Consider the following 11,910-nt stretch of genomic DNA (forward strand, 5'->3'; position numbering starts at 1 on the left):
CGGTCGGCAGCGACCAGAATTCGCGAGGCTGCCATGAGGAGGCACCGCAGAGCGCACCGATACTCAGAAGGGCGGCTCCTCGTCTTCTTCGTTGGTCGGTTCTGGCTCGGGGGTCGGGTTGTCGGGTGGGTCGGGGTAGGCGATGATGCCTGATCTTCTGGGTTGGGTGGGGATGTGTGGCCGGAGGTCGTTGCCGATGATGGGTACTGTGGTTCCGTTGGCTGGCAGGGTGATTCGGGTGGTCTTCGAGGTGGAGGTCCATAGGATGGCGCCGCCGGGGAGCATGACGGCGGTCCAGTAGCCTGCGGTTTTGACGCTGTGGTGGTATTCGCAGAGGCATTGGAGGTTGTTGACGGTGGTCCAGCCGCCGCCGAGTGGGTTGGCGTGGTCGAACGGGATCACGTGGTCGAGTTGGCAGCGTGCGGCGGGTCGGTGGCAGCCGGGGAAGCGGCAGTGGCGGTCGCGGAGTCGGACGGCGGCGATGGTGAGGGCGTCGGGTCTGTAGATCAGGGCTCGGTCGGTGAGTGGGTCGCGCCCGACGGATGTTCCGAGAGTGGGGTCGGCGGCGATGGCGGCTTCGAGTGCTGCGGCGAGGGACGCATTGCCGAGGTAGATGCCTGCCGGTGTGTGCATGATGCGGCGGTTCGACCGGATCATCGAGGGTAGGTCGAGGGCAGAGCTGTGCCGTGCGCCCCGGCCGATTGGGGTGTGAGTACAGAACAGTGCCGCTGCGGAGGCAAGGGCATTCCGACGTCGTTGCCGGGTGTCCTCATCAACGGTCGGCTCGGGTGGTGTCGGAACAGTCGTCGAATCGGTCTGTGCAGCAGCCGAACCCGGACCCGGCCCTGCATCGTCCACGCGTTCTGCACTGTCGGTTGCATTCTTGGTCGCGCCTTCGGTGTGAGTTGTCGGTGCTGCCGTGTCCGCTGGCGCTGACTTCTCCGTTGCGTTGTCCGTCGGCGCTGCTGCGCGCGTTGCGGTGCTGGTGCCTGTGTCTGTGCGTGTATCCGCATGCGCTGGAGGTTTATTCGATTCCGTCGCGTTCCATTCGGCTACGTTCGATGCTGCCGACTTCGGCTGTGCCGGCTCGGGTTCTGTCGTGTTCGGCTGGGCTGTGGTGTCTGTGGTGTCTGTCGATTCAGCCGATCGTCGTTCCCACTCCCCGGTCTCCGGGTTCTGCACCGCCAGTCCGAGTGCCTCTGCAAGGGTCACTGCTTCGGTGAGCAGGATCTGCCACTGACTGTTGCGCGCCAACTCTCGTGCCAGATCAGGGTCGATGGAACCGTGCCCGGCCAGGTACGCAGGGTTCGCGAGCAGTCCGATGAGGGTGGCGATGTCGACGGTGATCATCGTCAACGGCACCCGACGATCCGGCAATACGGTCTCGGTCTCGGTCTTCGGGCAGTCCGCGCGTTGGCACAGGCATGTCAGCCTGGGTTCACCGTGCATCCGCGCCATGAACGCATCACACAGTCGTTCCTGCTTACCGCGCGGATCCTTCACGCACACCGTGTCGGCCATCTCCTCCGGGAGCTGCCATGCGGCTGCGGCTTCGGGTGCAGTCAATTCTGCTCGTATGCGGGCCAATTCCCCGGCCGGGCTGTAGGTGACGTTACGAAACCTCTTGGCGAACTCGCGTAGTGCTGCTGCTTCCTCCGGTGCGACCCGCAGCAGAATGTCCCAGATCTCCTTCTCCAACGGCCCCGGTGACGACCGTCGGGCCGCCTCGACGATGTCGCCCTCGACGGACCTCACGATGTCGTCGGAGAGGTTGTCGAGGATCCGGCACACCGTACGTACGCGGGGGAGGTCGATGTCGCCGGCTTCGAATGTGGTTTTCACCAGAGGAAGCCGGGTGTGCAGTGCCACGCCGACGGACACGTACGCTTCGGCGACGGTGGCGGAGCAGCTCAACGCGAGTGCCATTTCGGTGCGTCCGTACCGGCTGTACTGCCGATGCTTCGCATCCTGGGCGATGCAGGTGAGGTGGAAGTCGTAGCAGGCAGCGATCTTTCGGGCCGCATGCCGATTCTCTTCCCGCGCGGCAGTGATCAACGCCTCCAACGACACCACTGGTGCAGCCATTTTTTTCACCCCCCGGTGACCCCCAGTTCAGAACATGCGTTCGAACTGGGGAAAGCGTATCTCCACCCACCGACAAGAATGGAAAGGTGCCTCGTGGGCACGTGCTGACACTGCCTGAATACGTCGGGCTGATGCTGTGGTGCGGCAATCGACGCCATGTTGCACGTTGTCGTTGCCGAGTTCGGCGCAATCGACGTTCTGGTTCTCAATGCCTCGGGTGGCCTGGAGTTCGGTGCAGAACCCGACTACGCGATGAGTATCAATCGCGACGCGCAGTTGGCGCTGGCTCGCGCAAGTATCGCCCGTATGGAGCCGGGCTCGCGGATCGTCTTCCTCACCAGCCACCAGGCGCATTTTCACGGCAAGAAACCGGTCCCCGTCGAATACGAACCCGTTGCTGCGAGCAAACGGGCGGGGGAGGATGCACTGCGTGGGATGATTCCTGAATTGGATTCTCGGGGAATCGAATTGGTCGTGGTGTCCGGGGACATGATCGAGGGGATGATCGTGGTCACCCTGCTCGAACGCCGTAATCCGGACTCAGTCGCTGCGCGAACCGCGCAGGGTGCGCTCCCGACCATTGCGGAGTTCGCGTCGGCTGTGACGGAGGCTGCAATCGGACCCATCGAGAAGTCCGGCCGGACTGTCTACGTAGGTGGAGCCGACTACCTCGACGGGTCCGTGTCGGGGTAGTCGGCTCCGCTCGATCGGATGAAGAATCAGCTACCGAGAACGCAGAACTGACCGCTCGTGAGGTTCAGTGCCAACGACAGCGGCCCGACGCAGTCGACGCCGCGTGCCTCGGATGTGGCACCGGATCCCCATCCTGCGACCGCGAGGGTCGTCTGGCCGGCATCTGCCCACGAGTGCGCGATTCCGCCGCCGAGTGCGAGCGCGTATGCCGTGCCCGCGTTCTTGCTCGCTCCGAGCGCGACACCGTAACCGTTGGCGTAGGTGTTGGTTGCGCCCGGCCCGTCGTTGACACTGACGGCAGTTCCGCTGTCGGCGGCACCGGCGGTGGCGCTTCCGGGTCCGCTCGAGGTGGCTCCGCAGCTCGCTGTGTCACTCACCTGGATGTCGTTGGCCGAGGGCGGCGACACGCACGTGACCGGTGCCGCCGACGCGGTGGCGGTGCCGGCGAAGGCGGCCGCCGTCAGGCCCGATCCGATGGCGAAAATAGCTGCGGTGCGGGCGATTCGACTACCGAACCGACTGAACGTTCGCGCGGAGGAGGAGTTGGAAGAAACCGTACGGGGCAGGGAAACAGAGAACAACAGAAAGCTCCTTCACGAGCGAAACGGGTCGGTGCGGCACACGGTACCCCGCTCCGGGGGTCCGTGACAGCAAGCAGACACAGATTGTGTAACGGTGCCGATGGCATCGGGAGATGAATCGTCGTAGAAGTCCGATTTCTCGGACCCCTGCGGTATCGGTCGAGCCGGTTCGTACCGCCTTTGTACTGTCCAGGTTCTACGTGCGAAGTCCGGCCAATTCCGTTCCGTCAGTGCATGATTGAGGCTTGCCTGTCGGCTCGGTGCCGGTCTCCGAAGCGGGTGGCGATGCTCCGAGTCGGCATGCCCGGGCGACCGCCGAACGAAAGGAAATTGTTATCGGACGGCTGGCGAGCCGTCGGAGGCGGCTCGCTAGTTGGGTCTCACAGCGCAGGTGCCGTTCCGGCCAGATCGATTTGTCGACGCTCACAATCGATTTGACGTGCGAGGACGCAGGCATGCCCACCGGGCCGAACGGTTGTTTCACCCGGATCACGGACCCGTGGCGCCGCCGTATGTTGCGATCTTGTACTCGGTTGCCACGAGAGACAGTTGCAGTTCTCGGATGCGCTTGTGAACAGCGTCGCGATGCGCGATGAGCATCTCGAGTCGTTCCGGGACAGTCTGGTCGCCGCTGTCGACCAGCGCGACGTATCTCCGGAGGTCGCGCATGGGCATACCCGAGAGCCGCATCCTTGTCAGGAACACCAATCGACGGACGGCCGCGGAATCGTATTGTCTGTGCTCGAGTCCGTCGCGATCGACGTCGATGAGGCCGCATCGCTCGTAGTACCGCAGCGTGTGTGTGGAGATGCCGAGTAGTTCGGCTACCTCGGCGATACCGAGCGGTTCGGGCAGTTCCGACGGCTCGATCAGGTCGTGCAGCAGCTCCACCGTCAGGGGCGCAGCCGAGCCCACGGCCGCCGACAGCGCCCTGTTCATCAATTCGTTCGTCGACATGAGAGGGAAGATAGTCCTACCTGGGCAGTCATACCGGACGGACGGATTCGGGCACACCGGGGAAATCCGCGCTTGCGGACAATTCGGCATGGGTGTTCAAGGAGTCGAGTTCCCGACGGTACGACTCGCGTAGCCGTCGAACCGCTTCTCGCCCCAGTGGGATGCGCAGGGGAGCGGATTCGGCGTCGACCAGTCGGCGGATGATGTGCGCGGCGCGGGCCGGATCGCCTTCTTGTCGTCCGTCGACGTCGAGCATGTCGACTCTGAGCGCGCCCAACAGGGCGGTGTAGGCATCGATGGGGTCTGCGATCTCGAGTACATCGGCATTGTTGAACCCGGTCCTGAACCGACTCGGTTCGACGATGAGAACTCGAATGCCGAACCGAGCGACCTCGCCGGCAAGGGCTTCAGACCAGCCTTCGAGCGCGAATTTACCTGCAGAATACGAGCCGGCACCCGGGAACGAGACGCGGCCGCCTTGGCTGCTGACCTGCACGATGGTTCCCGCGCTCCGCTCTCGCATGTGAGGCAGGACTGCGCGGGTCAGAGCAGCAGGCCCGACCACGTGTTGTTCGAGCATGTCGCGCAATCGCGAGTCGTCTATCTCCTCCGCCGCACCGATCTGCCCGACGCCTCCGTTGTTCACCAGTACGTCGACGCGTCCGAACCGGCCGATCGCGGCCTCGACGACGGTCGGCGCGAATTCGGTGTTTCTGACGTCGAAGGCGATGGTCAGTAGGGATTCCGGGTTCTCGGCAACCAGGTCGTCGAGACGTTCGGGTCGCCGCATCGCTGCGACGACGGTGTCGCCTGCCTCCAGGGCGGCGACGGTGAGCGCCCGACCCAGGCCGGAGGATGCTCCGGTGATGAGCCAATGCCGTTGTCCGAGCGGTTGTGTCATGAACGGAAAGCTATGGCTTCGAGCGCACTCGAACGCAAATCGCTCAGACGCTGCCCTGATAGTCGTGTTGGCGCCAGGCCTCGTACATCGTCACTGCTGCGGCGTTCGCCAGGTTGAGTGATCGGCGTCCGGGGATCATCGGGATTCGCAGCTGATCGGTCACATGGGGGTCGGTCAGGACGTCGTCGGGGAGTCCGGTGGGTTCCGGTCCGAACAGTAGGACGTCACCGGGTTGGTAGGCGACGTCGGCGTAGGAGCGTGTTGCGTGCGCGGTGAAGGCGAAGACCCGTTCCGGGGCCAGTGCGGACCACGCCGACGGCAGGTCCTGGTGCACGGTGACCGACGCGAGGTCGTGGTAGTCCAATCCCGCGCGTTTGAGCTTGGGTTCGGACATGTCGAACCCGAGGGGGCCAACGAGATGCAGTTCGCATCCGGTGCCGGCGACGAGGCGAATCGCATTGCCGGTGTTCTGCGGAATCCGGGGCTCGAAGAACATGAGTCGAAACACCCGGATCACTCTGCCACCACGAGCCCGGGGAGGATGGGGCAGGTGGACGACGAACAGACCATCGGCGAAGATTTCTCGGATTCTCGACTCGACGGGCGGGAGTGGTCGGGCAGGCAGTTCGTCCGGTGCACCTTCCGTGACGCAGACATGAGCAATGTGCGAACCGACTCGGTCGTCTTCACCGAATGCGACTTCACCGGTACCGACCTCACGGATTCGGTGCACACCAACTCGGCCTTTCGATCGTGCACGTTCACTCGAACCAACCTGCAGCACAGCGTCTTCCGTCACTCGACGTTGATGGGATCGGTGTTCGTGGACACTCGCATGCGTCCGGCCACCTACGACGAAGTCGATTTCACGTTGGCCTCGCTGGGTAATGCCGACCTGCGCGGCGTCGATCTGACCGGATGTCGGATGCGGGAAGCGAACCTGACCTCGACCGATCTTCGCAAAGCGGTGCTGCGGTCCGTCGATCTCGCGGGCGCACGAACCGTCGGTGCCAAAATGGAGGAGTCGGACCTGCGCGGAGCCGTCGTCGATGCGTCGCTGTGGGTCGGCGCAGGGGTGCGCGGGGCCAAGATCGAACTGATGCAAGCAGTGGCCTTCGCGGCTGCGCAGGGCTTGATCGTCGAGAGCTGACCGCGGTGATCGGCCCGGCGCGCCGCCGGACCGGCAGAACCTGAAACAATGGCCCGGTGACTGCAACGATCCTCGATGGCAAAGCGACTCGTGACGAGATTTTCGTCGACCTCACCGCCCGTGTGGCACGTCTGCGGGAGCAGGGCATCACTCCCGGCCTGGCGACGGTGCTCGTCGGAGATGATCCGGGTTCTGCCGCATACGTGCGGGGCAAGCACAACGACTGCGCGAAGGTGGGCATCACTTCCATCCGACGCGATCTTCCCGCGGATATCACTCAGTCCGATCTCGAAGCGGTCATCGACGAGCTCAACGCCAACCCCGACTGCACGGGGTACATCGTGCAGCTTCCGTTGCCCAAGCATCTGGACGAGAACGCCGCGCTCGAGCGCATCGATCCCGACAAAGATGCCGACGGTCTGCACCCGATCAACCTCGGCCGCTTGGTGCTGGGCAAGGACGCCGCATTGCCGTGCACCCCGCGGGGCATCGTCCACCTGCTGCGTCGCTACGACGTCGCACTCGACGGGGCGCGCGCTGTGGTCATCGGCCGCGGTGTGACGGTGGGCCGGCCGATCGGACTGCTGCTGACCCGCCGTTCGGAGAACGCGACGGTCACGTTGTGCCACACCGGAACTCGTGATCTTGCCGCAGAGGTCTCCCGCGCCGACATCGTCATCGCGGCCGCCGGGGTTCCCGGTTTGATCACCGCAGACATGGTCAAGCCCGGGGCGGCTGTGCTCGACGTCGGGGTCACCCGCACCGAGGACGGATTGCGCGGAGACGTCGCGGACGACGTCGCCGAGGTGGCCGGTTTCCTGTCGCCCAACCCCGGTGGAGTCGGGCCGTTGACGCGCGCGTTTCTGCTGTCCAATGTCGTGGAGCGAGCCGAACGCACTGCGGCCCAGAGTTGAGCGAGCCGAGGTGAACGACGTACAGGATGCGCGAGGCGATCACGTGCCGGGTCTCCGAGCGGCGCTCGCTCGGAATCTACCGATGGTCGTGGTGTCGATCATCGTGCTCGCCGCGCTGGTCCTGGTTCTCGCCGACCGCTGGCGGCGCGGGTCGTTCATCTTCGGGTGCGCAGCGGTGGTGGCAGCGTTGCTGCGACTGTGCCTACCCGAGTCACGCGTCGGCACCCTGAAGGTGCGCAGCAGGGGATTCGACGTGTTGGCGCTGGGAGGCGTCGGCGGTGCCATCGTCTTTCTGTCGCTGTCGATCGATCCCCTGGGGACGGACTGACGTAGACCGATCGACTCGGGTCAGCGCCGTCCGAGGCGGGCGAGCTCCATCGTCTCGGCCAGCAACTTCGCCACCGAATCGGCCTCGGTGAGAAATCCGTCGTGGCCGTCTCGCGACTGGATCACTTCGAGCCCCCGGCACTGTGGGAGTTCACGCGCAATTTCTTTCTGCAGTCGAAGCGGGTAGAGGCGATCGGAATCGACGCCCCCGACGATGGTCGGAACCGGCACGGACGCAAGGGCTTCGGCGACTCCGCCGCGTCCTCGGCCCACGTCGTGGCGGTTCATCGCTTCGCTCAGAAGAACGTACGTCGCCGCGTCGAATCGATTGACCAGTTTGGCGGCCTGATGCTCGAGGTAGCTCTGCGCGGAGTACCTGCCGCCGGCCCACGGATCCTCGTCGTTCTGCGGAGAGTTTCCGAACCGAATGTCGAGTTCGCTCTCGGTTCGGTACGTCAGATGCGCGATGCGACGAGCGATTCCGAGTCCGGCGGTCGGGGCGGTGCCGGTGTCGTGGTAATTGCCGCCGAGCCAACCCGGATCGGCCTTGATCGCGGCGATCTGGGTGGTTTGTGTCCCGATCTGGTCTGCTGTCGCGCGGGCACCGACGGCGAGCACCAGCGCGGCACCCACCCGATCCGGATGTCCCACAATCCATTCGAGGGTGCGCATGCCGCCCATCGACCCGCCCACGACGGCGGCGAACCGATCGATGCCCAGAACATCGGCAACCGCGACCTCTGCCGCCACCTGATCGCGAATCGAAATTTCCGGGAAGCGAGAACCGTACGGGGTGCCGTCGGGGGAGATGCTGCTCGGCCCGGTGGTGCCTCCGCATCCGCCGAGCACGTTGGTGGCCACGACACACCATTCGTCGGTGTCGATGGGGCTGCCCGGGCCGACCATCCCGTTCCACCAACCGGGCAGTACGTGGTCGGCATCCGGCGGTCCCGAAACGTGGGAATCACCGGTCAACGCATGTTCGACGAGCACGACGTTGCTGCGATCGGCCGCCATCTCGCCCCAACGCTGCACCGCCACGGTCACGTGCGGAATATGAGAACCGTTCTCGAGATCGAGACCACCGATGTCGACGGTTCCCAACCGCCCGTCCGGAGACGGAAGGACCGCCTCCGGACGAACGCCTGTGTTCAAACTGTGGCTCAAGACGCCGCCGCGCGGAAGCCGACCTCGAGATCGGCGATGATGTCGTCGATTCCTTCTATACCGACGGCCAGACGCACGAGGCCGGGAGTGACGCCGGAGGCCAACTGCTCTTCCGGGGTCAACTGCGAATGCGTGGTGGACGCGGGATGGATGACGAGAGAACGCACGTCTCCGATGTTAGCCACATGACTGTGCAGAGTGAGAGCGTTGACGAACTTCTTGCCCGCGTCCACTCCTCCTTTCAGCTCGAACGCGATGATCGCGCCCTGCCCCTTCGGGAGCAGCTGCTGCCCGCGCTCGTACCAGGGCGAGGACTCGAGTCCGGCGTAGTTGATCGAGACGACGTCGTCGCGACCGGCCAAGAAGGCGGCCACCTTCTGCGCGTTCGCCACGTGCCGCTCGATTCGAAGACTCAACGTCTCGAGGCCCTGGCTGATCAGGAACGCATTGAAGGGTGACACAGCAGCCCCGATGTCACGCAACAACTGCACCCGCGCCTTCAGGGCGAAGGCCGGAGCGCCGAGATCGGCGAAGACGACACCGTGGTAACTCGGATCCGGGGTGGTGAAGTTGGGGTGACGGCCCTGCGTCCAGTCGAACGTTCCGCCGTCGACGATGACGCCCGCGATCGCCGTGCCGTGACCGCCGAGGTACTTCGTCGCCGAGTGCACCACGATGTCGGCACCGTGCTTCAGCGGCTGCAGCAGGTACGGCGTCGCGACGGTGTTGTCGACGATCAGCGGAATGCCGTTCTCGTGGGCGATCGCCGAAATGCCGGGGATATCGAGAACGTCGTTCTTCGGGTTGGAGATCGTCTCACCGTAGAACGCTTTGGTCGACGGTGTGATGGCCGCGCGCCACTGCTCGAGATCGTCCGGATCGTCGACGAACGAGACGGTGATCCCCAGCTTCGGAAGCGTGTAATGGAACAGGTTGTACGTGCCGCCGTAGAGCCGCGGGCTCGAGACGATGTGATCGCCCGCCTCGGCGAGATTGAGAATGGCGAACGTTTCTGCTGCCTGGCCCGACGCGAGCAGAAGCGCTGCGACGCCCCCTTCGAGAGCGGCGATGCGCTGCTCGACGACATCCTGCGTGGGGTTGATGATGCGGGTGTAGATGTTGCCCGGTTCCGCCAGGCCGAACAGTGCGGCCGCGTGATCGGTGTTGTCGAACGTGTACGAGGTGGTCTGGTAGATGGGCAACGCACGAGCCCTGGTGGTGCCGTCCGGTGTCTGACCCGAATGGATCTGCTTGGTCTCGAAGCTCCAGTCGGCTGCGGGATCGGTGAACGGATCCTCGGTGGGTGCTCCGGTGGCGTCGACGACGTCGGGGGTCGAATCGGTCATGGCTGGTGATACTCCGTTTTCTCAGACGTGTTTTCTGTCGAATGAAGCTCGAGAACTCGAGCGTTACGGGGCGTATCGGTACAGCAACACATGAGAACCTCCTGACATGCCTCGGCCCGTGGGGACCGAAGATCAGTGGGTCCGCTTCGGAGCGGACCCGCGCTTGTCGATACGACACGGATGTGTTGCATCGGCCTGGTCGTTCACCCGGGGCACCCCACCGCGGTTGGAGGGTTGCCGGCCAGCAAGCCGGGGCTCGATGCTGGCACTCATGACCTGGCAGGAATCTTAGCGGGTACGGGTGTCTCGGGGGAACGAGGGCGCTCACGACCCTCGAGCAGATGCTCTGGTGAGGACAATCACCGCCCGACGACTCGAAAACGAGTCGCCTCGGGGAAGACAATGAACACGACGAACGTTGTGCCGTCCGGTCGGGCTGTACTGAATCGATCCACCAGGTCGTCGATTTACCAGGTCGTCGATCCACCAGCCCCTGGCCCGCTCTGTAATCCGATTGCTTACGAAGGTTGTTCTGCTGTGACTGTCACCGATTCCGCTCTCGCCAGAAACGTCAGCGCCGTGCGCGGCAAGGTGTCGAGTGGGTTGAGCGTCGGCCATCGACCGCACTCGACCCGCCGCAGGCTCGCCATGCTGGCCCTGTCCATCGGCGGCTTCGGCATCGGCACCACCGAATTCGCGTCGATGGGCCTGCTCCCGGACATCGCGACGACGATGGGAATATCGGAGCCGTCGGCCGGCCACATGATCTCCGCCTACGCGCTCGGCGTCGTCGTCGGTGCGCCGACAATCGCCGCTCTTGCGGCGCGTGTTCCTCGGCGCATGTTGTTGCTGGCGCTGATGGTGGCGTTCACTCTCGGCAATCTCGGGACGGTCTTCGCGCCGAGTTTCAACGAGTTGGTGGCCTCCCGGTTCGTGGCCGGTCTGCCGCACGGCGCGTATTTCGGCGTTGCCGCACTGGTGGCGGCGCACCTCGCTGAGCCGGGCAAACGAGCCAAGGCCGTCGCGATGGTGATGATGGGTCTATCGGTGGCGAACGTCGTCGGTGTACCGGTGGCGACCTGGATCGGCCAGGCCCTCGGGTGGCGAAGCGCATTCGCCCTCGTCGCCGTGATCGGGTTGCTCACCGTCAGTGCACTCGTCCTGTGGATGCCGCGACTCGACGCCATGCCGACCACCAGCCCGATCACCGAGCTCGGTGCCCTCCGCCGTGGCCAGGTGTGGATGACCCTGTTCGTCGGCATCGTCGGATTCGGCGGCATGTTCGCGGTGTACACCTACATCGCGTCGACCCTGACCGACGTCGCAGGCCTTGCCCGTGCACTGGTTCCGGTGGCCTTGATGATCTACGGCCTCGGCATGGTTGCCGGCAACTACGCGGGCGGTTGGTTGGCCGACAAGTACAAGCTCAAAGGCACCTTCATCGGGCTGGCCGCGACCGCGGTGTCCCTGGCCGTCTTCGTCGTCGCGGCTCACAACCCGGTGACCGCGCTGCTTCTCGTGTTCTTGATCGGCGCGTCCGGCTCGTCCGTCGTCCCCGGACTTCAGACCCGTCTGATGGACGTGGCGGAGGACGCGCAGACTCTCGCCGCGTCACTCAACCACGCGGCGTTCAACCTGGCCAATGCCATCGGAGCCGCGGTGGGCGGCGCGGTGATCGCCGCAGGTCTCGGCTACACGGCACCGGCCGCCGTCGGCTCGGGTCTCGCTGTTGCCGGCCTCGGCGTTCTGTCCGTCGCCATGTGGATGGAGAAGCGCTCCGCGGCATGAG

General features: G+C 64.8%; 12 protein-coding genes and 1 riboswitch. Of the genes, 5 read left to right on the plus strand and 7 right to left on the minus strand.

Annotation, left to right across the window (positions count from 1 at the left end):
- Window positions 1-63 precede the first annotated feature (63 nt).
- Window positions 64-2,085: a DUF222 domain-containing protein gene (locus tag CH268_RS26370; RefSeq protein WP_141215195.1), complete on the minus strand. Its 2,022-nt coding sequence runs from the start codon at window positions 2,083-2,085 to the stop codon at window positions 64-66.
- Window positions 2,086-2,241: 156 nt separating this feature from the next.
- On the opposite strand from CH268_RS26370, the gene CH268_RS26375 reads away from it, so the two are divergent.
- A complete protein-coding gene (locus CH268_RS26375; RefSeq protein WP_094666309.1) occupies window positions 2,242-2,778 on the plus strand; it encodes an SDR family oxidoreductase in 537 nt (178 codons plus the stop codon).
- 26 nt (window positions 2,779-2,804) lie between these two features.
- Here CH268_RS26375 and CH268_RS26380 read toward each other — a convergent pair whose 3' ends face one another.
- The 4 genes from CH268_RS26380 to CH268_RS26395 form a co-directional block, all read right to left on the minus strand.
- Complete coding sequence (locus CH268_RS26380) at window positions 2,805-3,359, minus strand: DUF6764 family protein (RefSeq protein WP_176457096.1); 555 nt, start codon at window positions 3,357-3,359, stop codon at window positions 2,805-2,807.
- A gap of 489 nt (window positions 3,360-3,848) precedes the next feature.
- Entirely contained in the window at window positions 3,849-4,316 is a 468-nt protein-coding gene (locus CH268_RS26385) for a MerR family transcriptional regulator (protein WP_094666310.1), read from the minus strand.
- Window positions 4,317-4,344: 28 nt separating this feature from the next.
- The gene (locus CH268_RS26390; protein WP_094666311.1) at window positions 4,345-5,217 is read right to left on the minus strand and encodes an SDR family NAD(P)-dependent oxidoreductase; all 873 of its coding nucleotides are present in this window, start codon (window positions 5,215-5,217) and stop codon (window positions 4,345-4,347) included.
- 43 nt (window positions 5,218-5,260) lie between these two features.
- Entirely contained in the window at window positions 5,261-5,725 is a 465-nt protein-coding gene (locus tag CH268_RS26395; protein ID WP_179273747.1) for a tRNA (cytidine(34)-2'-O)-methyltransferase, read from the minus strand.
- 33 nt (window positions 5,726-5,758) lie between these two features.
- Here CH268_RS26395 and CH268_RS26400 point away from each other — a divergent pair, with 33 nt between their 5' ends.
- From CH268_RS26400 to CH268_RS26410, 3 genes are all read left to right on the plus strand, one after another.
- Entirely contained in the window at window positions 5,759-6,367 is a 609-nt protein-coding gene (locus CH268_RS26400; RefSeq protein WP_032366683.1) for a pentapeptide repeat-containing protein, read from the plus strand.
- 56 nt (window positions 6,368-6,423) lie between these two features.
- Window positions 6,424-7,281: a bifunctional methylenetetrahydrofolate dehydrogenase/methenyltetrahydrofolate cyclohydrolase gene (locus tag CH268_RS26405; RefSeq protein WP_032371024.1), complete on the plus strand. Its 858-nt coding sequence runs from the start codon at window positions 6,424-6,426 to the stop codon at window positions 7,279-7,281.
- 82 nt (window positions 7,282-7,363) lie between these two features.
- On the plus strand, window positions 7,364-7,609 hold the full coding sequence (locus tag CH268_RS26410; RefSeq protein ID WP_045842095.1) for a DUF3017 domain-containing protein: 246 nt from the start codon (window positions 7,364-7,366) through the stop codon (window positions 7,607-7,609).
- Between the two features lie 20 nt (window positions 7,610-7,629).
- Here CH268_RS26410 and metX read toward each other — a convergent pair whose 3' ends face one another.
- Window positions 7,630-8,763, minus strand: a complete 1,134-nt coding sequence (metX, locus tag CH268_RS26415) for a homoserine O-acetyltransferase MetX (RefSeq protein WP_094666312.1) — start codon at window positions 8,761-8,763, stop codon at window positions 7,630-7,632.
- Between the two features lie 8 nt (window positions 8,764-8,771).
- A complete protein-coding gene (locus CH268_RS26420; RefSeq protein ID WP_080730083.1) occupies window positions 8,772-10,121 on the minus strand; it encodes a bifunctional o-acetylhomoserine/o-acetylserine sulfhydrylase in 1,350 nt (449 codons plus the stop codon).
- Window positions 10,122-10,275: 154 nt separating this feature from the next.
- Window positions 10,276-10,398: riboswitch (SAM riboswitch) on the minus strand.
- A 371-nt stretch (window positions 10,399-10,769) separates the two neighbouring features.
- Between CH268_RS26420 and CH268_RS26425 the strand changes: the two genes are divergently transcribed.
- The gene (locus CH268_RS26425) at window positions 10,770-11,909 is read left to right on the plus strand and encodes an MFS transporter (RefSeq protein ID WP_032367243.1); all 1,140 of its coding nucleotides are present in this window, start codon (window positions 10,770-10,772) and stop codon (window positions 11,907-11,909) included.
- The last annotated feature ends 1 nt before the right edge of the window (window position 11,910 follow it).

Origin of the sequence: Rhodococcus sp. 06-1460-1B (assembly GCF_002258475.1) — a bacterium.
Classification (GTDB): Bacteria; Actinomycetota; Actinomycetes; order Mycobacteriales; family Mycobacteriaceae; genus Rhodococcoides; species Rhodococcoides fascians.